We start from the raw sequence: 23,844 nt of genomic DNA on the forward strand, positions 1-23,844 counted from the left end.
CGGACGATCGGATTTTTCCAGTCCGGCACAGGCACGCAGCTTCATGAAGATCCAGAAGATCGAGACCTTTTGCAACCTGCACGTCGGCTTCGTCCGCGTGACCGCGGAAGACGGCGCGCAGGGCTGGGGCCAGGTGTCGCCGTACAACGCCGACATCACCTCGCAGGTGCTGCACCGGCAGGTCGCGCCCTGGTCGCTGGGGCAGGGCGGCCAGGACCTGGAGGCGCTGGTCGACCGCATCGCCGAGCGCGAGCACAAGTTTCCCTGCGCCTACCTGTACCGCGCGATCGGCGGCCTCGACACCGCCCTGTGGGACCTGCGCGGCAAGCGCGAAGGCAGGAGCGTCTGCGAGCTGCTGGGCGGCACGCCGGGCCGGCTGCGCGCCTATGCCTCGTCGATGAAGCGCGACATCACGCCGCAGGACGAGGCCCGCCGCATGCTGCGGCTGCGCGACGCGCACGGCTTCGACGCCTTCAAGTTCCGTGTCGGCGCCGAATGCGGGCACGACGTCGACGAATGGCCCGGCCGCACCGAGGACATCGTGCCCGCGATGCGCCGCGCGCTGGGCGACGCGGCCGCGTTGCTGGTGGACGGCAACAGCGGCTTTTCGCCGGCGCGGGCGATCGAGGTCGGCCGCCTGCTGGAAGACCAGGGCATCGAGCACTTCGAGGAGCCCTGTCCCTACTGGGAGCTGGAGCAGACGCAGCAGGTGCGCGAGGCGCTGACGCTCGACGTGACCGGCGGCGAGCAGGACTGCTACCTGCCGATGTGGAAGCACATGATCGACACGCACACGGTGGACATCGTCCAGCCCGACGTCTGCTACGTCGGCGGCCTCGCACGGACCCTGCGCGTCGCGGCGATGGCCGCGCGCGCGGGCCTGCCCTGCACGCCGCACAGCGCCAACCTGTCGATGGTCACGGTGTTCACCATGCACCTGCTGCGGGCGATACCGAACGCCGGCAAGTACCTGGAGTATTCGATCGAGGGCGCGGACTACTACCCGTGGCAGGAGGGCCTGTTCGTGCATGCGCCGTACGAGGTGCGCGACGGCCACGTCACGGTCCCCGACGAACCCGGCTGGGGTGTGGAGATCGATCCCGCATGGCTGGCCCGGTCCCGCTACCAGGTGTCGGAGCGCGCCGCGTGAACGCCGGGCTGCAGGCGCTGGTGCGCGAAGCGCAGGCCACCGGTCGCATCGCGGGTCTGCCGGGCCAGCACTTCATCGATGGCCGCTTCGTCCCCGCGGCCCGCGGTGGGCGCATGGAGACCTTCGATCCGGGGACCGGCGAGGCCTTTGTCACTTTCGCGGCCGGCGACGCCGACGATGTGGACGCCGCGGTGCGCGCCGCCCAGGCGGCCTTGCGCGGGCCGTGGCGATCCATGGCCCCGGGCGATCGCGGCCGGCTGCTGTGGCGCATCGCCGAGCGCATCCGCGCCTCGGCCGACCGGCTGGCCGTGGCCGAGACCCTGGACTCCGGCAAGCGGCTGTCCGAGGCCCTGGGCGACGTGGCCGGCGCCGCCGCCACCTTCGAGTACTACGCGGGGGCCTGCGACAAGCACCAGGGCGACAGCATCCCGCTGGGCACCGGCCACCTGGCCTTCACGCTCAACGAACCGGCCGGCGTGACGGCCCACATCATCCCGTGGAACTACCCGCTGTCGACTGCGGCGCGCGGCATCGCGCCGGCGCTGGCGGCCGGCTGCACCGTGGTGGCGAAACCGGCCGAGCAGACGCCGCTGACCGCGCTGATGCTGGCCGAGCTGTGCGCGCAGGCCGGGCTGCCCGCGGGGGTCTGCAACGTGGTCACCGGCACCGGCGCGGCAGCCGGCGCGGCGCTGGTCCGGCATCCGGGCGTGCAGCACATCAGTTTCACCGGCTCGGTCGCGACCGGCATCGACGTGATGCAGGCGGCCGCGCCGCACGTCACGCGGCTGGTGCTCGAGCTGGGCGGCAAGTCGCCGGTCGTGGTGCTGGCCGACTGCGACATCGAGCAGGCCCTCGAAGGCGTGCTGGGCGCGATCTACGAGAACGCGGGGCAGATCTGCTCGGCGGGCTCGCGCCTGGTGATCGCGCGCGAGATCCACGAGGTCTTCGTCGACCGCCTGCAGGCGCGCGCGGAGGCCATGCAGCTGGGGCACGGCCTGCGCGATTGCGGCATGGGGCCGGTGAGTTCGCTGGCGCACCGCGACAGGATCGCGGGCTACGTGAGCCGGGCGCGCGCGCGTGGCGTCAGGGTGCGCACGGGAGGACAGGCCTGCGCCGATCCGCAGACCGGACGCGGCTGGTTCTACCCGCCCACCATCCTCGACGACCTGCCCGCGCTGGACGAGGCGGTGCAGGACGAGATCTTCGGCCCGGTCCTGGCGGTGCAGCTGTTCGACGACCTCGCCCAGGCGGTGGCATTGGCCAACGGCACGGCCTACGGGCTGGTCGCCGGCGTCTACACGCGCAGCTTCGCGGCGGCGCACCAGCTGGCGCGCGACATCGACGCCGGGCAGATCTTCATCAACGAGTATTTCGCGGGCAGCATCGCGGTGCCGTTCGGCGGCAACCGGCGATCGGGCTTCGGCCGCGAAAAAGGCATGGAAGCCTTGCGCAGCTACAGCCGGATCAAGTCCGTGGCGGCCAGGATTTCCTGAACTGAATTGGTATGACGAAGTTTCGAGAATGGCACTGTCCGGCCGACCACCCGGTTTCTAGACTGCCGCGATGGGGGAACACCGTGCAAGATCGACCGACGAGGAGTGAAGCAATGAAGAGCCCTTTGATTTTCAGACGCCTGACGCTGGGAGCGCTGGTCGCGATGGGTGTGCTGCTGGCGCATCCGGCCGCCGCGCAGCAGCAACTGACCATCGTGTCCTTCGGCGGCGCCTTCCAGGAGGCGCAGATGAAGGCCAAGTGGGCGCCCGCCGCCAAGGCCCTGGGCATCACGCTCAAGGAAGAAACCTACACCGGCATTGCCGACCTGCGCCTGAAGGCCAAGGCCGGCGCCGTGACCTGGGACATCGTCGGCAGCGGAGCCGGCAGCGCCGCGCGCGCCGGTTCCGAAGGCTTGCTCGAACCGATCGACTACAAGACGGTCGACGTCTCGACCTTCGGTCCCGGGCTGGCGTCGGAGTTTTGCGTCGGCGGCACGGTGTTCTCGAACGTGTTCGCGTTCAACACCAAGACCTATCCGGACGGCCGCCCGCAGCCGCAGACCTGGGCCGACTTCTGGGACGTGAAGAAATTCCCCGGCAAGCGCTCGTACCGCAACGCCGTGGCGGGCTCGCTCGAACCGGCGCTGATGGCCGACGGCGTGCCGCCCGAGAAGGTCTACGAAGTGCTGTCCGCCCCTGGCGGCATCGAGCGCGCGCTCAAGAAGATCAAGGAACTGAAGCCCCACATCGCCGTCTGGTGGTCGTCGGGCGCGCAGCACGCGCAGCTGATGAAGGACGGCGAGGTCGACATGGTGACCGGATGGAACGGCCGCTTCGACGGCGTCATCAAGGACGGCGGCAAGGTCAAGTACGGCTACAACCAGGCGATCCTGGATGTGGACTGCTACGCCGTGCCCAAGGGCGCGCCGAACCAGGCGCTGGCCATGAAGTTTCTGAACGAGATCGGCAAGCCGCAATACCAGGCCGAGCTGGTGAAGTACATCAACTACGGGCCCACCAACAAGAAGGCCTTCGAAGGCAGCGCGATCGACCCGGTCGTGGCCAAGGGGCTGCCCACCTATCCGGACAACGTGTCGAAGCAGATGCTGCTCGACGCCGGCTGGTACCTCAAGAACGAGGCCCGGGCCGCGCAGATGTACCAGAACATGCTCACCGAATAGCGCCGGCGGACTCGGCTCCGCGATACTCGGCAAGGGGCCCGCGCGACGGGCGGAGACTACTCTTCCAGAAAGCAGGTTGATGCATGGTGCGCAATTCGTCGCTGCCGATCTCGATGCGGCAGGTGACCAAGAAGTACGGCAATGTCTTCGCACTGGACCATGTCGACCTGGACATTCGCAGCGGCGAGTTCCTCACGCTGCTCGGGCCTTCGGGGTCGGGCAAGACCACCCTGCTGACCGTGCTGGCCGGCTTCACCCGGCCCGACCACGGGAGCCTGAAGTTCGGTGACGCCGAGATGATCACCACGCCCCCGCACAAGCGGGGTGTCGGCATGGTGTTCCAGAACTACGCGCTGTTCCCGCACATGAGCGTGGCCGAGAACGTGGCTTTCGCGCTGCGGCTGCGCGGTGTCGCGCGCAGCGAGAGCGCAGAGCGCGTCGAGAAGGCGCTCAACATGGTGCGCCTGGCCGGCTTCGGCGCGCGCGGCATCGACCAACTGTCCGGCGGCCAGCGCCAGCGGGTGGCGCTGGCGCGGGCCATGGTGTTCGAGCCGCGCATCATGCTCATGGACGAGCCGCTGTCGGCGCTCGACAAGCAGCTGCGCGAGCACATGCAGATCGAGCTGCGGCAACTGCACGACAAGCTCGGCATGACCACGGTCTACGTGACCCACGACCAGCGCGAGGCGCTGACCATGTCGGACCGCATCGCGGTCGTCAATGGCGGGCGCATCGTGCAGCTCGACACGCCGCGCGCGATCTACGAGCGCCCGGCGCATCGCTTCGTGGCCGAGTTCATCGGCGAATCGACCTTCGTGCCGGTGACGGTGGTGCAGGGGCAGGTCCGGCTGGCCGAGCGCGCGCTGCGCGCCGCCGAGCATCCGGGCGTCGATGGCGCGCGGCTCTTGATGCTGCGGCCCGAGCGGCTGCAACTGCTGGACGCGGGGCAGGCGGAGGCCGCCGACGGCCTCAACGTCTTCGGCGGCCGGCTGGTGGCGCAGGTCTACCAGGGCGACAGCGCGCTGCTGCATGTGGCGCTCGACGACGGCACGATGGTCTGGTTGCGGCATGCCACGCACGGCACGGGCAAGTCCGCGCCGGAGCCGGGCGCCCCGGTGCGGCTGGGCTTGAGTCCGCAGGACACCGTGTTGCTGCCGGCCGAAGGTTCGGCGGCATGACGGCGTTGGCCGCCGCGCGGGCCGAGCAGACCCGCGCGCAGCCCATCGCGCAGCCGAACGCGCACGCGCTGCGCCGCGTCGCGCAATGGGAACGGCTGGGACTGCTGGGGCTGTTGGCGCCGGCGTTGCTGCTGATCGCCGTCACGATGCTGGCGCCGGTGGGCTGGCTGTTCTACCTGTCGCTGCTGTCCGACACCGGCCAGTGGAGCTTCGAGCACTACCAGCGGATGTGGGAGCAGCCCTCGTACTGGCGCACCTTCGCCACCACCTTCCAGGTCAGCCTGATGACCACCGGCCTCTGCATGCTGATCGGCTATCCGCTGGCCTATTGCCTGTCCGAACTGCCGCGGCGCGCGGCCAACCTCTGCATGATCGCGGTGCTGCTGCCGCTGTGGACCTCGCTGCTGGTGCGCACCTATGCCTGGCTGGTGCTGCTGCAGCGCAAGGGGCTGATCAACGGCTGGGGCATCGCGCTGGGCTGGTGGGACGAGCCGCTGGCGCTGGTCCACAACCTGACCGGCACGCTGATCGGCACCGTGCACGTGATGCTGCCGTTCCTGATTCTTCCGCTGTACTCGGGCATGCGCGCCATCGACCGCGACTACCTCAAGGCCGCGGCCAACCTGGGCGCTTCGCCGGCGCGCAGCTTCTGGCTGGTGTTCCTGCCGCTGTCGCTGCCCGGGCTGACCAGCGGCGCCGTGATCGTCTTCATCCTGTGCCTGGGCTTCTACATCACGCCGGCCGTGCTCGGCGGGGGCAAGGTGATCATGGTGTCGAGCCGCATCGCCAACGACATCGAGGTGTTCTTCAACTGGGGTGCGGCCAGCGCGCTGGGCGTGGTGCTGCTGGTGCTCACGGTGGCGGTGATCCTGGCCGCATCCAGGCTGATGGGCGCGCGCGGACTGCTCGGCGGGCAGGAGGCGCGATGAGCATGCGCGAGTGGCTCAGGCATCCCGTCACGCAGACCCAGGTCACTCGCGGCCAGCGCCTGTGGCTCTACGCGCTGGCGGCGCTCGTGATGCTGTTCCTGGTGATCCCGACCCTGATCGTGATTCCGATGTCGTTCTCGGCCTCGCAGTACCTGGAGTTCCCGCCGCGCGAATGGTCCATCCGCTGGTATGCGAGCTACTTCGCCTCGTCGTCCTGGATGCAGGCGACCGCCACCTCGTTCAAGGCGGCCGCGCTGACCACGCTGGTGGCCACGCCGCTCGGCACCATGGCGGCCTATGGCCTGCACGCCTCGCGCTGGCGCTTCGCGGGGCCGATGACGATGCTGCTGCTGACGCCGATGGTCGTTCCGGTGATCCTGATCGGCATCGGCGTGTTCTACGCCTACGTGAAGCTCAAGATGGTCAACACGCTGCTGGGCCTGGCGCTCGCGCACAGCATGCTGGCGGTGCCGGTGGTGATGATGGTCGTGGCGTCGGCGCTGAAGTCCTTCGACCTGAACCAGGAACTGGTGGCGCGCAGTCTGGGCGCCTCGCGCGCCCGCGCGTTCTGGCTGGTGACCCTGCCGCAGATCCGCTTCAGCGTCGTGACCGCGGCGGTGCTGGCCTTTCTCACCTCGTTCGACGAGGTCATCGTGTCGCTGTTCGTCTCGGGCGGCGACCACTCGACCCTGACGCGCAACATGTTCAATGCGCTGCGCGACCAGGTCGATCCGACCATCGGCGCCATTTCCACGCTGATCATCGCCGTGACCTCGCTGCTGCTGGTGTTCACGCAGTTCGTGGGCAAGCGCGATGCGCACTGAAGGCGCTGCCGCTTCGTGACGGAATTCGATTTCATCGTCATCGGCGCGGGCTCGGCGGGCTGCGTGCTGGCCCATCGCCTGACGGCGTCGGGGCGCCATAGCGTACTTCTGCTGGAGGCGGGCGGCAGCGACCGGCGCTTCTGGCTCAAGGTGCCGATCGGCTACGGCACCTCGTTCTACAACCCCTCGGTCAACTGGATGTACCGCACCGCCGCCGATGCCGGCCTGGCCGGGCGCGAAGGCTATTGGCCGCGCGGCAAGGTGCTCGGGGGCTCCAGCACCATCAACGCGATGGTGTTCGTGCGCGGCCAGCCCGCCGACTTCGACGAATGGGCCGCCATGGGGAATGCCGGCTGGGGCTGGGACGACGTGCTGCCCTGGTTCAAGAAGCTCGAGGACAGCGACCACGGTCCCAGCGCCTGGCGCGGCGCTGGCGGGCCGCTGCATGTCAGCGACGTCTCGCGGGCGGTCCACCCGCTGTGCCAGGTCTATCTGCGCGCCGGCACGGAGCTCGGCCTGGCGCTCAACGGCGACCTGAACGGGGCCAGCATCGAGGGCGTCGGCACCTACCAGATCACGACCCGCGACGGACTGCGCGAATCGGCCAGCACGGCCTACCTGCATCCGGCGATGAAGCGCGCCGCGCTGACCGTGCGGACCGGTGCGCAGGCGACGCGCATCCTGTTTTCCGACACGCAGGCGACCGGCGTGCGCTATCTGATGGGCGGTCAAGCGCATGAGGTCCGCGCCCGGCGCGAGGTCATCCTTTCGGCGGGCGCGATCAACTCCCCGCAGTTGCTCATGCTGTCGGGCGTCGGCCCGGCCGCCCAGCTGCAGGCGCACGGCATCCCCGTCGTGGCCGACCGGAGCGCAGTGGGGCGGAACCTGCAGGACCACCTGTGCATCGACCATCTCTACCGCTCGCGGGTGCCCACCCTCAACACGGAGCTCGGGCCCTGGGGTGCCAAGCTCTGGGCGGGCCTGCGCTATCTGGCGGCCCGCAGCGGGCCGCTGGCCCTCAGCGTGAACCAGGGCGGCGGCTTCGTGCGCTCGCGCCCCGGGCTGGCGCGGCCCAACCTGCAGCTCTATTTTTCTCCGTTGAGCTATCTGCGGGCCCGGGCGGGCAAGCGCGAACTGATGCGTCCCGACCCCTATCCCGGCTTTCTGCTCGGCGCCCAGCCGTGCAAGCCGACCAGCCGGGGCTACCTGCAGCTGCGGGGTCCCGACCCGCTGGCGGCGCCGGTCATCACGCCCTGTTCGCTGGACACCGAGAGCGACCGCCAGGAGATGCTCGAGGCAAGCCAGTTCCTGCGCCGGCTCGCGGCGACGCCGGCCTTGAGCGCGGTGATCGAGAGCGAGCTGATGCCGGGAGTACAGGTCCGCTCGCGCGAGCAGATGGTCGAGGACATCCGCCAGCGGGCCTCGACCGTCTTTCATCCGGTGGGCACCTGCCGCATGGGCCCCGATCCGGCGGATTCGGTGGTCGACCGCCACCTGCAGGTGCACGGGGTGCAGCGGCTGCGCGTGATCGATGCCTCCGCATTTCCGACGCTGCCCTCGGGCAACACCAACGCGCCGACCCTCATGCTGGCCGAGAAGGCCGCCGCCGGGGTCCTGGCCGATCACGAGGAACAGAGCCTTCGATGAACCACCCCGTCAACGATCTCCTGGCCGACTGCAAGCTGGCGCCCTACTGGTGGGACGACGTGCCGCGTCCGGCGATCGTCGAGGCGGCCCTGCCCGGCGCGGTAGACGTGGCGGTCGTCGGCGCCGGCTACACCGGCCTGCATGCGGCGCTGCAGACTGCGCGCGGCCAGCGATCCACGCTGGTGCTCGATGCGGAAGAGGCCGGCTGGGGCTGCAGCACGCGCAACGGCGGCCAGGTGTCGACCAGCATCAAGCCCGGCTTCGACCCGCTGGCGCGCCGGCACGGCGCGACGCGGGCCTTCGAGATCCTGAAGGAAGGGCAGCGCTCGCTGGCCTTCATCGGCGACTTCATCCGCAGCGAACGGATCGACTGCGACTTCGGCGCCGTCGGCCGCTTCCATGCGGCGCACAACGCCGTGCAGTACGAGGCCTTGGCCCGCAGGGTCGGCGCGCAGCCCAAGGGCCTGGAGGTCGAGGCCCACATGGTGCCGCGGGCCGAACAGCGCAGTGAGCTCGGCTCCGACGCGTACTGGGGCGGGGCGGTGTACACGCAACATTGCTCGGTGCATCCGGCGCGCTATCACCAGGGCCTGCTGGAGCGCGCGCTGGAGGCCGGCGTTCAGGTGGCGCCGCGCACGCCGGTGGCGCGCATCGAGAGGCAGGGCGACCGTTTTCTGGTGCATACCGCGCGCGGCAACGTGCTGGCGCGCGACGTGGTGGTGGCGACCAACGGCTACACCGGCGCCGCCACGCCCTGGCTGCAGCGCCGCGTGATCCCGATCGGCAGCTACATGATCGCGACCGAGGAACTGCCGCCGGGCCTGATGGACCGCCTGATCCCGAAGAACCGGATCGTCAGCGACACGCGCAAGGTCGTCTACTACTACCGGGCCTCGCCGGACCGCAGGCGCATCCTGTTCGGCGGCCGCGTCTCGCACCAGGAGACCGACCCGCGCGCGAGCGCTCCCCGGCTGCACGCCGACATGGCGAAGGTGTTCCCCGAACTCGCGGGCACGCGCATCAGCCATTCGTGGTGCGGCTTCGTGGCCTACACCTTCGACGAGCTGATGCATGTGGGCAAGCACGACGGCATGCACTACGCGATGGGCTACTGCGGCGCCGGCGTGGGCACCTCGAGCTACTTCGGCATGCGCGTGGGCCAGCAGGTGCTGGGCCTCGCCGAGGGCCGCACCGCGCTCGACGGCCTGGCCTTCCAGACCCGGCCGCTGTACAGCGGGAACCCCTGGTTTCTGGCGCCGTCGGTGCTCTACTACCGCTGGCGCGACCGCTGTTCGTTCTAGCCCGTTGCGATTTCAGGCCGCGGTGCTGCCGCGAAGCAGAGTCTTCAACTCGCCGCTGTCGACCAGCTTCTGAAGATCGGTCGCGCCGCCGACCAGCACGCCCTTGACGAACACCATCGGGATGGTCGGCCAGCCGGTCCACATCTTGAGCGCATTGCGCTCGCGCCAGCGGCTCAGGTAGCTGCCGTATTCGAGGTAGCGATAGGGCTGCTTCGCCTGGTCGAGGATCTTGCGCGCCTTCCTCGGAAACGGGTTCATCGCCATGCCGACCACGACGACGTCGTTGGCCTCGATCGCATCCATGACTTCGCGCACGATGGCCAGCCGGTTTTCGGCCAGCTTGGTGCGGATGGCGGGATGGATGTGGGCTTCGTCTAGGACGGGACGGGACATGGGTGACTCTTTCTCTGGTTTGCGAGGACTGAATCCGTTCCGGATCGCTTGGGCCCTCGGGGCGCGGGCGATTTTGCGCCACTCGCTGCGCTGTCGATAATCTCGCCCCCGACCCCATTCCGGCGGAAATGCGTAATAAGCTCGCCGATCGAACGAACCTGATCTGGCGTCTTTCATGATTACTCAAGCGGAGCTCGTGCTCCTCAAACTGCGCGAACTGATCCTCAACGGCGAATTCCTGCCGGGGTCGCACCTGATGGAGGTGAGCCTCTCGGAGCAGCTGGGCGTCTCGCGCACCCCGGTGCGGCTCGCGCTCGGCGCGCTGGCGCAGGAAGGGCTGCTGCGCTACACGCCCAAGAGCGGGTTCATCGTCAGGAGCTTCTCGATCAAGGAGATCACGGACGGCGTGGCCGTTCGAGGCCGGCTCGAGAGCATGGCCTGCCGCACCGTGGCCGAGAACGGTGCCTCGGCGCAGGTGCTGGAGGCCTTGCACCTGAACATCGAGCAGACCACGCAGCTCACGCGCCTCGGGTCGCTGGCGGTGGACGATGTTCGCCGGTGGTGCGATCTCAACGGCGATTTCCACGAGAAGATCGTCGAGGCCTGCGGCAACGAGACGCTGCAGCGCTTCGCGCAGCAGTTCGCCTCGATCCCGCTGGTGGCGCCGCGCCACATCGCGGCCACCTACGGCAACATCGACCGGATCGCGCAGCTGATCTCGGAATCGCTGGTGATGCACCGCCTGGTGCTCGATGCGATCGAGCGCCGGCAGCCCGAGCGCGCCGACTTCCTGATGCAGGAGCACGTGCACCAGGGCGAGCAGGGGCTGCGCCGCTTCCTCGAGTCGATGGCAGGCGGCGGCGATGGCGCGGCCGTGGGCGCGGTGAAACTAGTCGCGCCCTGACGAGGCCGCTTCCGACGCCACCGTGTTGACCAGCGTGCCGACGCCGTCGACCTCCACCTCGACCACGTCGCCGGGCTGCAGGAAGCGCGGCGGCATGCACTTGTAGCCCGACCCGGCCGGCGTGCCGGTGGCGATCACGTCGCCGGGCCGCAGCGCGGTGAAGGTGGAGATGTAGGCGATCAGCTCCGGCACGCCGAAGCTCAGGTCGCCGAGCGTGCCTTGCTGCATCTGCTGGCCGTTGAGCCGCGTCGACAGGCCCACGCGCGACAGGTCCTCGAACTCGTCGAGCGTCGCGATCCAGGGGCCGAAGCCGGCCGTGCGCGGGAAGTTCTTCGCGGCCGTGAAATGGCGGCTGTGGCGCATCCAGTCGCGCGGCGTCGCGTCGTTGTAGGCGCTGAGACCGGCCACGCAGTCCCAGGCGTCGGCCGCCGCGATGTGGCGCCCGCCCTTGCCGATGACCACCGCGATCTCGCCTTCGAAGTCGAATTCGCGGCTGATCGCCGGGCTGACGAGCGCCGATCCGCTGCCCACGTGCGCATCGGCGAAACGGGTCGTCAGGTGCGGGTACTGCAGCTTGGGCCGGCCCTGGGCGATGCGGGCCGATTCGTAGTTCAGCAGCACGCCGAAGATCTTGTCGGAGGCGACCGGCGGGAGCAGCACCAGTTGCGAGAGCGCGAAGTCGGTGGGACGCGACGCCAGTGCGCGCATCGCCTGCAGGCCCGCGGGCGCGAGGGCTTCGGCGAGGCTGGCCGGCGCCGTCGGCAGATGGCGGGGCACATCGATCACGCCGCCCTCCCGCACGATGCCGTAGGAGGGCTGGCCGTCGATCAGGTAGCTTGAGAGTTTCATGTCCGTGAGGTCCTTCCGGGATCGGGTTCAGGCGGCGCGGGCGAGCGCGCTCAGGCGCAGACCCGGCATCAGGTATTCGAGGTTGCAGCGCACGTCGACCACGACCGGGCCTGGCGTCGCGAGCGCGCGTGCCACGGCCTCGTCGACCTGCGCCAGGCGCTCGATGCGGATGCCCGTGGCGCCGAAGGCATCGGCCAGCCGGGCGAAGTCCGGATTGCCGAGGTCGGTGCCGATCGGGCGCCCCGGATAGGCGCGTTCCTGGTACGTGCGGATCGTGCCGTAGCTGCCGTTGTTGGCGATGAAGATCTTCGGTTGCGCGCGGCGCGCCACGGCGGTCGCGAGTTCGTTGCCGGTCATCAGGAAGCCGCCGTCGCCGCAGAACGCGACGACCTGCCGATCCGGATGCCTGAGCGCGGCCGCCAGCGCGCCCGGTACGGCCATGCCCATGGCGCCGCAGGCGGCCGCGACCATCTGCTGCGCAGGCTGGAACTGCAGCGCGCGATGCACCCAGCTCGAGAAATTGCCCGCATCCATCGAGACCACGGCGTCGCCGCGCAGGTGGCGTTCGACGGCCTGCACCACGGCACCGAAGTCCAGGCCCTGCCCGTCGTCCTCGTTGACCGTCAGCGTTTGCTGCGCGTGGCGGCATCGGCCCACGGCCTCGATCCACGCGGCACGATCCGGCGCCGCGGGCGGGGCGAGCGCGAGCAGGGCCCGCACGAAGTCGTCGCCCGATGCGGCGATCGCCACCTCGGGTGCATGCAGACGGTTCAGCACGCCCGGGTCGGGGTGCACATGGACCAGGGCGCGCGTGGCGGGCGCGAGCGCGGGGAACCTGTAGCCCTGCGAGGCCACGTCGCCCAGGCGCGTGCCGATGGCGAGCACCAGGTCGGCTTCGGCCATCAGGGCCGCGGCCTGCGGGTCGACGAAGAAGCCCAGGTGCCCGAACCAGTGCGGGTGGTCGTTGGGGAACAGGTCCTGGTTCTTGTTCGTGACGGCCACCGGGAGTGCCCAGGCCTCGCTGAGCTGCCGCAGCGCGGCGCGGAACGCCGGCTGGCGGCATTGGCTGCCGACGATCGCGAGCGGGCGCTTCGCCTGGGCGAGGCGTTCGCGCACCTGGGCAAGCGCATCGACGCAGACGGCGCTGCGCACGCGCGGCAGCGGCGCCAGCGCCGGCGCGCCGGTGAGGTCTTCGAGCATGTCTTCAGGCAGCACGACGATGGCCGGCCCCGGCGTGCCGGTGGTCGCGGCGGCGAAGGCGCGGCCCACCACCTCCGCGGCCCGCGCGGCGTCCGAGACCTCGCCGACCCATTTGGCGATGCCCGAGAAGAGGCTCTGGTAGTCCATCTCCTGAAAGGCGCCGCGGCCGAGGTTGGGCCGGTCGACCTGGCCGATCAGAACGACCAGCGGAATCGCATCCTGCTGCGCCGCATGGATGCCGATCATCGCGTTGGAGGTGCCGGGACCGCGGCTGACGGCGAGCACGCCGGGGCGGCCCGTGAGGCGTCCGTCGGCCACCGCGGCCAGGGCCGCCGAGCCTTCGTGCCGGCAGGTCACGAGGTCGATGGAGGGCTGGTCGCGCAGGGCGTCGAGCAGCGGCAGGAAGCTCTCGCCGGGCACGCAGAAGATGCGGTCGACGGCATGCGCGCGCAACGTGCGCGCGATCAGCACGGCCGCCGAGGCGGGCGGGGCAAGGGGGTCAATGCGCATGGGTGGGATCGATGGTGGAAAAGACGGGATGGAGGGCGAGCGGACTCATGCACTGGCCTCTTCGGCCTGGCGGGCGGCGGGCTGGGCCTGGGTGCTTCGGCCCGTGGCCGTGGCCAGGATGCGCTGCGGGTCGGCGGGCAGCGCATCGCCGCGCCAGGCCACATGGCCGTCGGGGCGCACCAGGACATAGCGGCGTTCATAGAGCGCGAGCACCGCCGGATCGGCGAGGCCCACCAGCGTCAGCGGGATGTTCAGCCCGCGGGCGGCACAGTCGAAGGCATGCGCGCCGGCGGTCGGCACGCCGAGGCACAGCAGGCTGAAGCCCGGGCCGAGGCGGTCCAGTACCGACTCGCCGGGCGCGAGCCACAGATGCGGCGCGCGCGATCCGGGACGCGCCACGGGCACGTAGTGCATCGGGTCGTCCGGCGGCGCCGGCGTGCCGTCGGCCAGGATCACCGGGGAGCCTTCGTAGCGGTAGCCCAGGTGGATGCCGATGGCGGCGAAGTGCTTGCGCTGGTGCTGGATGCGTTCGGCCCATTCGGCGCGCAGGCGCTGGCCGGCCTCGCCGTTGTCCTCGAGCTCGGGCGGGGGCGCCGACGAGGCCTGGATGTGGACGCGGTTGTCGGTGGCTTCGATGGCATTGCGCCAGCCGATCGGCCGGCGTTCGATGCCGTAGCTGTCGAGCAGCGTTTCGCCGCCCCACCCCTGGTGCACCGCGGCCAGCTTCCAGCCCAGGTCGACCGCATCGCCGATGCCGGTGTTCATGCCGAAGCCGCCGGTGGGCGAGAGCAGGTGCGCCGCATCGCCGGCGACGAAGGTGCGCCCCTGGCGGTAGCGGTCGGCCACGAGCTGGCGCGGCATCCAGGGCTGGACCGAGAGGATCTCGAAGGGAAAGTCGCCCCCCATCGAGTCGATGACCGCCTGGCGCGGATCGAAGTCCTCGACGCGCTCGCCTTCGCGCAGGTGGCGCTGGAGCACCCATTCTTCACGGCCGTCGATGGCGATGAACACGCCCGTGGCCTTGGGCGCCAGGGTCCAGTAGAGAATGGCGCCGCCGCGCCCGAAGCGCTCCACCAGCCCCGGCGCGCGGATGTAGACGCCGATCATCTGGCCCAGCGAAGGCTTGCCTTCCATGCCGATGTCGAGCAACTGGCGCACCATGCTGCGCGCGCCGTCGCAGCCGGCCACGTGGTCGGCCGTGACCGTGGCGCGCTCGCCGTTCCCGTGCGTGAATTCGCAGCGGGCCGGTGCGCCGCCGGCCACGCCCGGGTCCAGCTGCTGCAGCTCCCAGCCGAGCCGCAGTTCGACGTTCGGCAGCGTGGCCAGGTGCGCGCGCAGCACCGGCTCGATGTGGTTCTGCCCCACGGCCGTCTTGTAGTAGGGCGAGAGCGCGATGTCCGGGTGCTGCGCGAGCAGGGCCGCATCGGCGTTTCGCGCGTCGGCGATCGACGGAAAGGAAAAGCGGGTGATCTCGTGGTCGAACAGCCGGGTCGTGAAGACCACGTTGGTCGGGTAGTCCAGGGGCAGGCCCGCGGCCGTGACCTGGTCGTCGATGCCCCAGCGGCGGAAATGCTCGAGGCTGCGCGCGCTCACGACATTGGCACGCGGATGGTTGTTGCTGCCGTCGCCCTTGTCGACGATCAGGCAGTCGACGCCGCGCCGTCCCAGTTCGATGGCCAGGCACAGGCCGACCGGACCGGCACCGACGATGACGACGGGGTAGTGCTCTTTGAGGCGCGTGGAGGTGTTCATCGTCATCGCCTCAGGCCGCTTGCCGCAACACCGTGCGCGCGACGCGCATGCGGATGCGCCAGCCGTCCGCGGTGCGCACGAACTCGTCGTGGTATTCGCCGATGGCCTGCGCCGCGCCCAGCGGAGCGACCTCGCCCTCGGCGGGCGCACCGGCCGGCCATTCATGGCGATGGAACTGGAAGTAGGTGATGCCGCGCGCCTGGTCGGGCGACAGCACCTCGACACAGCAGGGCGAGCACAGGTGGCGCGTGAGCACCGAGCGCGAGCGCTGGTTCAACGCGGCGCGGATCTGGTCCTGGCCGTGCAGAACCTCGCCGCGGCGCTCGAAGGTGGCGTCGGCCGTGAACAGGGCCACGACCGACTCGATGTCTCCGCGGTCCACGCCGTAGGCGAATGTTTGGGCCAACTGGCCGCAGGCGGCCGCGATGGGCACGGATTGTTGGTTATCCATTGATTTTTCCATTTGGGTTTCTTGCTTCATGCATGCATGATGAAGTGTGGCATGCGATTGGACGCGCCGCAACCCGCTGATAAATCTGGTAAACCCTAATTCATAACGCCGCTTAGACTGGAATATAGTGTCTACATGCATGCATGAGAGCGATTTTCTCCGGCGTCAGCGTCTCGACGATCCCGCCCAACATCCACCCTCCAGAAACGGAACACCCATGGCAACGTGGCCCACTGCGCGCATCACACACATCGGACTGAACGTCACGGACCTCGCGCGCTCCGTCGACTTCTATACAAACGCCATGGGCATGAAGGTGATGAAGAGCGCCGACGGCCGCTTCGCGACCGTGAGCTTCGGCTACCAGCACCACGACATCGCGCTGATCCCCGTGCCGCCGCAGTCCGGCGCGCCGTCGCCCGTCGGCATGAACCATTTCGCGATCGAGGTGCGCAACTACGCCGATCTGGCGCAGCGGGCGCGGCGCCTGCACGACGCCGGCGTGCCGCTGGAGCGCGCCATCGACCATCGCACCGGCATGGGCCTCTATCTGAAGGACCCGGATGGCAACGCCATCGAGCTGTGGTGCGAGAACTACCCGACCATGGAGCGCGCCATCGCCTTCGGCGTCGAGATGACGGAGGAATTCGAGGAGAACCACATCGGCTATCCGATCGACATGGCGCAGCTGCTGCGCGACCACGAACTCATGGCCGGCGAGCCGGCCGCGCAGAGTGATGCGGAGTGCCTCGCATGAGCCCCGATTCCTCCTCGTGCGCGCAGGCTTGCATGCCGGCGCGGCCTTCATCGTCAGCCCCCTCCCTTGCCATGAAAAAACTGTTCTCCATCGCCGGCCTGGCCCTCGCGGCCCTCGCCGCCGGCGCGCCTTTTCAGCATGCCGCCGCACAGGAAGCCACGCTGGCCCTGCCCACCGTGAGCCTGATCTTCGTGCCGGCCTACGTGGCTGAGGAAAAGGGCTACTGGAAGTCCCGCGGGCTCCACATCAAGACCATGGTCATCGCCGGTCCCGGGGCCACCAATGCACTGCTGTCAGGCAGCGCCGATTTCAGCAGCACCGGTCCCGGCCCGATGTTCCGCGCGGTCGCCAAGGGACAGAAGCTGCAGGCCATCGCGAGCACGGGCGACCGTTTCATGCTCGAGATCGTGCTGCGCGGCGATGTCGCCGCCAAGCTCGGCGTCAAGCCCGATGCCGACATCGAGAGCCGCGCGCGCGCGCTCAAGGGCCTGTCCTTCGCGGTCGACTCGGTCAACGGCTATCCGCACGGCTACCTGCGCTACATCGCGGCGCGCAGCGGCCTCAACGCCGAAAAGGACCTGGTCGTGTCGCCCATGCAGCCCCCCAGCATGCTCGCGGCCCTGGAGTCCAAGCGGGTCGATGCCATGGCCTTCGGCCAGCCCTGGACCACGCAGGCCATGAAGCAGGCCGGCGCCGTGCGCTGGATCAGCAACATGGCGGGCGACCTGCCCGAGCTCAATCCCTTCGCGTACAACCTCTTCGTGGTGCGCGGCGACTACTGCGAGAAGTCGCCCGCGATCTGCGAGAAGTTCGTGGCCGGCATCAAGGACGCGCTGACCTTCATCCAGGACCATCCGGCCGAGGCGCTCGAGATCGCGAAGCGCCGCGCCGCGCCGCAGATGGAGCCGCAGATCGTCAGCGAGGCCTGGGAGCTGCTGCGTCCGATGCTGCCGCGCACGCCCGTGATCTCGCTGGCCTCCCTGAAGAACGCCGAGAACTTCAGCGTGACCGCGGGCCTGCTCGACCCGAAGGATCGCGTCAAGGACTGGACTCCGCTCTACAACAACCGCTATGCGCAGTAGCACCCTGGGCGGACCTCGCCGCTTGCGGGCCGCGGCCGACCGCGCGGCCGTGGGCCTGCTGCTGCTGGCGGCCTGGCAACTGGCGAGCCTGGCCGCGGGCGACTACTGGTTCAGCTCCCCGCTCACCACCTGGCGCACCGTCATGGCGGGGCTGCAGAGCGGCGAGCTGGTGCGCCACAGCGCCTACACGCTCGGCGCGGCGGCGCTGGGATTCGCGATCGGCGGCGTGCCGGGCGTGTGGCTGCCGATGCTGCTGCGCCGTTCGCCGCGGCTGCGGCGCATCCTCGACCCCTTCATGGTGGCCGGCTACGGACTGCCCAAGCTCGCGCTGGCGCCGCTGTTCGTGCTGTGGTTCGGCATCGGCGCCGAAGCCAAGGTGGTGCTGGTCGCCAGCGTCGTCTTCTTCCTGCTGTTCTTCAGCACCACGGCGGGCGTGCAGGCGATCGAGCCGCGAATGATCCAGATGGCGCGCGTGGCCGGGGCCACGAACGCCCAGATCCTGCGCAAGATCGTCTGGCCCAGCGTGCTGCCGCACGTGTTCAACGGCATTCGCATCGCCACGCCCTATGCGATCGGCGGTGTTGTGATCTCGGAGCTGATCTCGTCCAACCGCGGCCTGGGCTACCTGGTGCAGCTGGGCGCCACCAACTTCAGCGCGCCCGACATCTTCGCGGCCGTCGCCACCATCACCGTGGTCACCGGGGCCGCGAGCTGGGTCGTGGGCCTGGCCGAACACCGGGCCTCGCGCTGGCGCGGCCGCATCGCCAACGATCCCACTGCTTGACGGAAGCCACACCATGTCCATTCTCGATGTCGTCTCGATCGACAAGCGTTTCGCGGCCCGCGCCGGCGGCGAGGCCGCGCCCTGGGTCATCCAGGGCCTGAGCTTCACCGTGGCCGAAGGCGAGTTCGTGACCATCGTCGGCCCCTCGGGCGCCGGCAAGTCCACGATCCTCAGCATGCTGGCGCAGGTCGAGCCGCCCAGCGGCGGAGAAATACGCCTGCATGGCCAGACCATCTACGGTCCCGGCCACGACACGCTGAAGCCGGGGCTCGATTGCCGGATCGGCTACATCACGCAGGACGACAACCTGCTGCCCTGGCGCACGCTGGAGCAGAACGTGCTGTTCCCGCTCGAGGTCCAGGGCCGGCTCGACGCCCAGGCGCGCGAGCACGCCGCGCAGCTGATGCAGACCGTCGGCCTCGCGGGCTACGAGCGCTACTACCCGCACGAGCTGTCGGGCGGCATGCGCAAGCGCGCCGCGATCGTGCGCACGCTGGTCTACGACCCCCCGATCATCCTCATGGACGAGCCTTTCGGCGCGCTGGACGCCGAGACGCGCGCGACGCTGCAGGCCGACCTGCAGCGGCTCTGGGCGCTCAAGCACAAGACCATCCTGTTCGTGACGCACGAGATCGCCGAGGCCGTGGCGCTGGGCGACCGCGTGCTGGTGCTCAAGCGTGCGCCCGCGCGCGTCATTGCCGAGCATGCGGTCACCCTGGCGCGGCCGCGCGTGATCGACGAACTGCTGGTCGACGAAGCGTTCGTGCGCCACTACGAAACCATCAGGAACCAGATCCGATGAACGGCGTCAGCCGGACCCTCGGCACTCCCGCTGCGGCCGTGCCGGCGGCGCGGCTCGGCGACGATGCCGTCGTGCTCGGCGGGCGCATCGTGCTGGCGCTGCTGCTGCTCCTGGGCTGGGAGTGGGCCGCGCGCCGGCTGGGCTTGCTCTATCTGGCCGGGCCGCTCGACGTCGCCGTGCGCAGCTGGGAGCTGGTGCGCTCGGGTGAGCTGCTGCGCCACACCGCCGCCACGCTGGCCGCCACCTTCCTGGGCTTCGGCATCGGCTGGGTGGCGGGCACGCTGTTGCCTTTCGTCCTGCTGCGCTCGCCGCGCGGCACGGCGGCGGTCGAGCCCTGGATCATCGCCTCGATGGGGATTCCCAAGTTCGCGCTGACGCCGCTGCTGATCCTGTGGTTCGGCATCGGCCTCACGCCCAAGGTGGTGGTGGTCGCCTTCATGGTCTTCTACATGATCTTCCTCAACACCTTCGCCGGGCTGCGCAGCGTCGATCCGCGGCTGACCCGCATGGCACAGGTGGTCGGCGCGAGCCGCTGGCAGCTGGCGCGCCGGGTGCTGTGGCCCTCGATGCAGCCCTTCGTGCTGTCGGGCCTGAAGATCTCGCTGCCGCGCGCGCTGTCGGCGGCGATCGTGGGCGAGTTCCTGGTCGCCGACCAGGGCCTGGGCCACTACATCGAGCATGCGCGGCAGGCCGGCGACACGGTGGGGGTGTTCACGGGCATTGCGCTGGTCACGCTGCTGGTGATGGGCCTCAACGCCGTGCTGGTCGCCTGGGAGAACCATGTGCTCGCCTGGCGTGCCAGGCGCGAGACCACGCTGTAGCGCGGTCCGCCGTCATTCATTCGTTCATTCATATCGAGAAAGAAGAAACCTCCATGCGCTGGATCCGATACGCCGACCGAGCCGCCCCCCGATGGGGCGTGCTGCACGACGATGCCGTGATGCCCCTGGCCGCCGGGCGCGACGGCGAAGCCCAGGTCGAGGCGCTGCTGCGCGGGCAGGCCACCGCGCCCGATGCGGACCGCGGCGCCCTGGTGCCGCTCGAGGGCCTGCGGCTGCTGCCGCCGTTGCTGCCGGAGGCGACGCTGTATTGCGTCGGTCTCAACTACAAGTCCCATGTCGATGAAACAGGGCGCGACCTGCCGCCGCAGCCCGCGATCTTCATCCGCACGCCGGCCAGCGTGGTGGGCGCGAACGAAGCGCTGGAACATCCCGGCGTGTCCACGCATTTCGACTTCGAGGGCGAAGTGGCGGTGGTGATCGGCGAGGGTGGGCGCGGCATCCGGCGCGAGGACGCGCTGCGCCACGTGGCCGGCTACACCTGCTTCAACGACGCCAGCGTGCGCGACTACCAGCAGCACTCGGTCAGCGCGGGCAAGAACTTCCATCGCAGCGGGGCCTGCGGACCGTGGATCGTGGCGGCGTCCGCGATGCCGGCCGGTGCGGAGATCACCGTGCAGACGCGCCTCAACGCAGAGGTTGTGCAGAGCTCGCACCTGGGCATGCTGATCTATCCGGTCGATCAGATCGTGAGCTACCTGTCCCAGTTCGCGCAACTGCGCACCGGCGACATCATCGCGACCGGCACGCCCGCGGGCGTGGGCGCCCGCCGCACGCCGCCGCTGTGGATGAAGGCCGGCGACGAGGTCGAGGTGATGGTGGGCGGCGTGGGGGTGCTGCGCAACGCGGTGCGCGCCCGCTCGGCCGATAGCGCTCGCATTCGTTGACGCGAGCTTGACCGTCGATGCGGTAGGCGCCAAGTCGTTGATCGGAAGACCTGAGCGTCGTAGACTGGATCGCGATGCTGCGGCAACCCGCAGTATTCCCTGACATTTCACTTGGGGGTCCAGTGATTGATCGGCGAACGTTCTTTGGCGGCGTTGTGGGCGGATTCCTCGCCACACCGTTCGCCACTTCGTTCGCCGCCGAGATGCGGCAGGCGGGGAAGGTCTACCGCATCGGTTATCTGAGCACCCCCACCCGCGAGTCCGTGGAGCGCGGGGTCGATGCATTCTTGCGAAAGTTGCGCGAGCTCGGCTGGGTCGATGGCCAGAACCTCGTCATCGAGTATCGCTGGGCAGAGGGGAACGTCGAGCTGCTTCCTGAACTTGCAGCCGACCTGGTTCGGCGCAAGGTGGACCTGATCGTCGCGCCCGCGGGGTCTGCCGCGCTGGCAGCCAAGACCGCGACGGGCAGCATCCCCATCGTCATGATCTTCCCGAGCGATCCTGTCGAGACGGGGCTTGTCGCCAGCCTGAGTCGGCCAGGGGGAAACATCACTGGCACGACCTTCACCGCCGGCCCCGAGATTTTCGGCAAGCAGCTGCAAATCCTGAAGGAGACCATCCCTCGCGCCGCTCTTGTGGCGGTCCTCTCGAACCCTGCAGACCCCTCGTTTGCACTGCAAGTCGAACACGTGGGAGCTGCCGCCCGCTCCCTGGGCATCCGCCTCCAGCATGTGGATGCGCGAGGTTCCGAGGGGTTCGAGGCCGCCTTCGCGGCGATGGCGCGAGAGCGGGCGGACGCGCTTCTGGTCACCGGCTCCTCGACGTTTCTGGCGCATCGGGCCAGGCTCGCCGAACTTGCGATGATGGGGCGGCTGCCGACGATGCTGAGCTTTCGGGAAAGCGTCGAGGCAGGCGGCCTGATGGCCTATGCGGTGAACATGGCCGATTTCGTCGGACGCGCCGCCACGTATGTGGACAAGATCCTCAAGGGCGCGAAGCCTGCCGACCTCCCCGTCGAGCAACCGACGAAATTCGAACTGATCATCAATCTGAAGACCGCCAAGGCGCTCGGCATCGCGGTCCCGCGATCGCTGTTGCTGCGCGCAAATGAAGTGATCCAGTAGTCGAACGACCCTGCAGCCCTGTTGGTGCTCGTGGCAACCGGCTTGTCGCTGTGGTGGTTTGGACGCAGCGCATGAGGGGCCGCGGCACATTCGGTGCCAATCTGGCTTGACGCTAGATATTGCGCAGTGCAACAATTGCGTGTTTTCATTTTGGAGCCATGTGCGTGGACAGTGCCAGTTTTATCAGTGATGTGAAGTGTGCCTTGGCGGGCACGACACACTCGGCAATCTGACGCGCGCTTTTGGCGCTGCGTGCCGATGTGCCGCAGCCCATCGCTTGCCTCCGCGGCAAGCGACTTCCCAGTCTCCTTTCCCTCGCTGAATTTTCCGTCGACCTGTTTGACAGGACGACGTGCGCGCGGTCCATGAACAAGGCTCCTCCAGCCAGGAGACCCGTCATGTGCCAACACACCGTCAATGCCCGTCCGATGACGCCGCTGCCCGCGTCGGCGCATGAGCGCGCGCGCATGCCGAGCCCCTGCAACGACGCCGCTGCGCTCGACGCCTCGCGCTCGATCGACCGCGGCGTGCTGTGGACCACCCGTCGCGTCCGCAGCTTTCTCCTGTTGTCGCAGTTGCAAGTTGCACGCCCCGTGCGCTGAGACCATGTTCCACGCACTGATTTGCACCGGAGGCCGATATGGACCCCGCCCCTAGTTTGCGCCGCGAGGCGCACCTTCTTTCCGCTACCCATCCAATGTGCCCCCCACCGCACTGGAGGCGTCCGCTCGCATAGTCGCGGCTGGGCTTCTCCGGGCGGATGCTCGACAGGAGAACCCCATGAACCGCGAAGACCTGCAATTCATCGTGCGCGCGGCCATCGCTGCACGCGACGCTCACGAAATTCATCGACTTCTTGAACGCCACGGCCTCGTGGCATTCAGCCAGGCCCTGGCGCCGTGGTCCATGCGGGCCATTGCTGACGGTCTGTCGCTGCTGGCCCCTGCGCACCGGGCACCCGTCATTCGCCACTTGCCTACGCAGACCCGCACGCGCTTGCAGGCGGAGGGGCTGCTGCCCACTCGTGCGCTGCAGCCGGTGGCGACGACCCCGGTCTGGAGCGCCGCATGAGCCAGCGGCTCATGGTGCTTTCGTGTTGCCTGGTCGGCGTGGTGCTGCAGGCGCATGCGGCAGGTGGCCATCACGCTGTCGATGACGCGGCCATCCTGGGTCCCGGACAGTGCCAGCTCGAGACCTGGGTCGACCGCGAAACCGGCGGCGCCCGTTCGGCGCTCCACCTGGGGCCGGCCTGCCGCGTGGGCCCGGTCGAGCTGGGTCTGAATGGCGACCGCACGCGCACCGCCGAGGACGGCTTGATCGTCTTCGGGGGACCACAGATCAAGTGGGCCTACCCGCTGAACGAGAGCTGGAGCACCGGCGTCGTGTTCTCCGCCACATGGAGGAGCAGGGCACCGGGCTTCGTCGGCAGCTCGTTCGTCATTCCCGTGACCTGGCAGGCCGGCGAGACCGTCTCTGTGAACGCCAACATCGGGCGCGACTTCTTGCGCGGCGATACCGATGCCGCGCGCTCGGGCCTGTCACTGGAGTGGTCACCGCTGTCCACATGGTCGTTCGTCGCCGAGCGCTTCAGGGAATTCGAGGCGGACTACTGGCGCGCCGGCACGCGCTGGATGCCGCACCCGGCCTTCAGCATCGACCTCAGCCTGGCTCGCGGGCTGGGCCCTCTCGAACCGGCTTGGTGGAGTCTGGGCCTGACCTGGGTATTCGACCGCTGACCCGCCGCCCGTTCGAGAGCCAAGACGCCATCGATCCACCTTTCACGATCGTCCCACGGGGACGGTCACGC

Annotated in this window: 24 protein-coding genes; 19 read left to right on the top strand and 5 right to left on the bottom strand. The window is 69.2% G+C overall.

What is annotated here, in order from left to right; all coding sequences use genetic code 11:
• The first annotated feature begins 43 nt into the window (after nucleotides 1-43).
• From AB4Z46_RS27505 to AB4Z46_RS27540, 8 genes are all read left to right on the top strand, one after another.
• On the top strand, nucleotides 44-1,150 hold the full coding sequence (locus AB4Z46_RS27505; RefSeq protein ID WP_442286730.1) for a mandelate racemase/muconate lactonizing enzyme family protein: 1,107 nt from the start codon (nucleotides 44-46) through the stop codon (nucleotides 1,148-1,150).
• Nucleotides 1,147-2,643 (top strand): aldehyde dehydrogenase family protein, encoded by a 1,497-nt coding sequence (locus AB4Z46_RS27510; RefSeq protein WP_442286731.1) that lies wholly within the window; start codon nucleotides 1,147-1,149, stop codon nucleotides 2,641-2,643. Before AB4Z46_RS27505 ends, AB4Z46_RS27510 begins: the two co-directional genes overlap by 4 nt.
• 113 nt (nucleotides 2,644-2,756) lie before the next feature.
• Nucleotides 2,757-3,824 carry an ABC transporter substrate-binding protein gene (locus AB4Z46_RS27515; RefSeq protein ID WP_442286732.1) on the top strand — a complete coding sequence of 356 codons (1,068 nt, stop codon included), beginning with the start codon at nucleotides 2,757-2,759 and terminating at the stop codon, nucleotides 3,822-3,824.
• 83 nt (nucleotides 3,825-3,907) lie between these two features.
• Complete coding sequence (locus tag AB4Z46_RS27520) at nucleotides 3,908-5,002, top strand: ABC transporter ATP-binding protein (protein ID WP_442286733.1); 1,095 nt, start codon at nucleotides 3,908-3,910, stop codon at nucleotides 5,000-5,002.
• A complete protein-coding gene (locus AB4Z46_RS27525; RefSeq protein ID WP_442286734.1) occupies nucleotides 4,999-5,931 on the top strand; it encodes an ABC transporter permease in 933 nt (310 codons plus the stop codon). The genes AB4Z46_RS27520 and AB4Z46_RS27525 overlap by 4 nt, the downstream gene beginning before the upstream one ends.
• Nucleotides 5,928-6,755 carry an ABC transporter permease gene (locus AB4Z46_RS27530; RefSeq protein WP_442286735.1) on the top strand — a complete coding sequence of 276 codons (828 nt, stop codon included), beginning with the start codon at nucleotides 5,928-5,930 and terminating at the stop codon, nucleotides 6,753-6,755. Before AB4Z46_RS27525 ends, AB4Z46_RS27530 begins: the two co-directional genes overlap by 4 nt.
• A gap of 15 nt (nucleotides 6,756-6,770) precedes the next feature.
• Complete coding sequence (locus AB4Z46_RS27535; protein WP_442286736.1) at nucleotides 6,771-8,402, top strand: GMC family oxidoreductase; 1,632 nt, start codon at nucleotides 6,771-6,773, stop codon at nucleotides 8,400-8,402.
• Nucleotides 8,399-9,703 (top strand): NAD(P)/FAD-dependent oxidoreductase, encoded by a 1,305-nt coding sequence (locus tag AB4Z46_RS27540; protein WP_442286737.1) that lies wholly within the window; start codon nucleotides 8,399-8,401, stop codon nucleotides 9,701-9,703. Before AB4Z46_RS27535 ends, AB4Z46_RS27540 begins: the two co-directional genes overlap by 4 nt.
• Nucleotides 9,704-9,715: 12 nt before the next feature.
• Here AB4Z46_RS27540 and AB4Z46_RS27545 read toward each other — a convergent pair whose 3' ends face one another.
• Nucleotides 9,716-10,096 (bottom strand): glutaredoxin domain-containing protein, encoded by a 381-nt coding sequence (locus AB4Z46_RS27545; RefSeq protein WP_442286738.1) that lies wholly within the window; start codon nucleotides 10,094-10,096, stop codon nucleotides 9,716-9,718.
• A gap of 175 nt (nucleotides 10,097-10,271) precedes the next feature.
• On the opposite strand from AB4Z46_RS27545, the gene AB4Z46_RS27550 reads away from it, so the two are divergent.
• Entirely contained in the window at nucleotides 10,272-11,000 is a 729-nt protein-coding gene (locus tag AB4Z46_RS27550; RefSeq protein ID WP_442286739.1) for a GntR family transcriptional regulator, read from the top strand.
• On the opposite strand, the gene AB4Z46_RS27555 is transcribed toward AB4Z46_RS27550, so the two are convergent.
• The 4 genes from AB4Z46_RS27555 to AB4Z46_RS27570 are packed head-to-tail and all read right to left on the bottom strand — an operon-like array spanning nucleotide 10,986 to nucleotide 15,762.
• The gene (locus tag AB4Z46_RS27555; RefSeq protein ID WP_442286740.1) at nucleotides 10,986-11,849 is read right to left on the bottom strand and encodes a fumarylacetoacetate hydrolase family protein; all 864 of its coding nucleotides are present in this window, start codon (nucleotides 11,847-11,849) and stop codon (nucleotides 10,986-10,988) included. The two genes, AB4Z46_RS27550 and AB4Z46_RS27555, sit on opposite strands and share 15 nt — an antisense overlap.
• Before the next feature lie 27 nt (nucleotides 11,850-11,876).
• A complete protein-coding gene (locus tag AB4Z46_RS27560) occupies nucleotides 11,877-13,559 on the bottom strand; it encodes a thiamine pyrophosphate-dependent enzyme (protein ID WP_442286741.1) in 1,683 nt (560 codons plus the stop codon).
• Nucleotides 13,560-13,604: 45 nt separating this feature from the next.
• Nucleotides 13,605-15,311 (bottom strand): FAD-dependent monooxygenase, encoded by a 1,707-nt coding sequence (locus AB4Z46_RS27565; RefSeq protein ID WP_442286742.1) that lies wholly within the window; start codon nucleotides 15,309-15,311, stop codon nucleotides 13,605-13,607.
• 10 nt (nucleotides 15,312-15,321) lie between these two features.
• A complete protein-coding gene (locus tag AB4Z46_RS27570; RefSeq protein WP_442286743.1) occupies nucleotides 15,322-15,762 on the bottom strand; it encodes a nuclear transport factor 2 family protein in 441 nt (146 codons plus the stop codon).
• A 217-nt stretch (nucleotides 15,763-15,979) separates the two neighbouring features.
• Between AB4Z46_RS27570 and AB4Z46_RS27575 the strand changes: the two genes are divergently transcribed.
• From AB4Z46_RS27575 to AB4Z46_RS27620, 10 genes are all read left to right on the top strand, one after another.
• Nucleotides 15,980-16,519, top strand: a complete 540-nt coding sequence (locus AB4Z46_RS27575) for a VOC family protein (RefSeq protein WP_442286744.1) — start codon at nucleotides 15,980-15,982, stop codon at nucleotides 16,517-16,519.
• A 71-nt stretch (nucleotides 16,520-16,590) separates the two neighbouring features.
• Nucleotides 16,591-17,601 (top strand): ABC transporter substrate-binding protein, encoded by a 1,011-nt coding sequence (locus tag AB4Z46_RS27580; RefSeq protein WP_442286745.1) that lies wholly within the window; start codon nucleotides 16,591-16,593, stop codon nucleotides 17,599-17,601.
• The gene (locus AB4Z46_RS27585) at nucleotides 17,591-18,385 is read left to right on the top strand and encodes an ABC transporter permease (protein WP_442286746.1); all 795 of its coding nucleotides are present in this window, start codon (nucleotides 17,591-17,593) and stop codon (nucleotides 18,383-18,385) included. Before AB4Z46_RS27580 ends, AB4Z46_RS27585 begins: the two co-directional genes overlap by 11 nt.
• A 13-nt stretch (nucleotides 18,386-18,398) precedes the next feature.
• Nucleotides 18,399-19,187 (top strand): ABC transporter ATP-binding protein, encoded by a 789-nt coding sequence (locus AB4Z46_RS27590; protein WP_442286747.1) that lies wholly within the window; start codon nucleotides 18,399-18,401, stop codon nucleotides 19,185-19,187.
• Nucleotides 19,184-20,008: an ABC transporter permease gene (locus AB4Z46_RS27595; protein WP_442286748.1), complete on the top strand. Its 825-nt coding sequence runs from the start codon at nucleotides 19,184-19,186 to the stop codon at nucleotides 20,006-20,008. Before AB4Z46_RS27590 ends, AB4Z46_RS27595 begins: the two co-directional genes overlap by 4 nt.
• A 53-nt stretch (nucleotides 20,009-20,061) precedes the next feature.
• Nucleotides 20,062-20,913: a fumarylacetoacetate hydrolase family protein gene (locus AB4Z46_RS27600; RefSeq protein WP_442286749.1), complete on the top strand. Its 852-nt coding sequence runs from the start codon at nucleotides 20,062-20,064 to the stop codon at nucleotides 20,911-20,913.
• 122 nt (nucleotides 20,914-21,035) lie between these two features.
• Nucleotides 21,036-22,037 (top strand): ABC transporter substrate-binding protein, encoded by a 1,002-nt coding sequence (locus AB4Z46_RS27605; protein ID WP_442286750.1) that lies wholly within the window; start codon nucleotides 21,036-21,038, stop codon nucleotides 22,035-22,037.
• A 398-nt stretch (nucleotides 22,038-22,435) separates the two neighbouring features.
• Entirely contained in the window at nucleotides 22,436-22,639 is a 204-nt protein-coding gene (locus tag AB4Z46_RS27610; RefSeq protein WP_442286751.1) for a hypothetical protein, read from the top strand.
• A 178-nt stretch (nucleotides 22,640-22,817) separates the two neighbouring features.
• Nucleotides 22,818-23,108 carry a hypothetical protein gene (locus tag AB4Z46_RS27615; protein WP_442286752.1) on the top strand — a complete coding sequence of 97 codons (291 nt, stop codon included), beginning with the start codon at nucleotides 22,818-22,820 and terminating at the stop codon, nucleotides 23,106-23,108.
• Complete coding sequence (locus AB4Z46_RS27620) at nucleotides 23,105-23,773, top strand: hypothetical protein (RefSeq protein WP_442286753.1); 669 nt, start codon at nucleotides 23,105-23,107, stop codon at nucleotides 23,771-23,773. The genes AB4Z46_RS27615 and AB4Z46_RS27620 overlap by 4 nt, the downstream gene beginning before the upstream one ends.
• Nucleotides 23,774-23,844: the final 71 nt, after the last annotated feature.

The organism is Variovorax sp. M-6 (assembly GCF_052114385.1).
Classification (GTDB): domain Bacteria; phylum Pseudomonadota; class Gammaproteobacteria; order Burkholderiales; family Burkholderiaceae_C; genus Variovorax.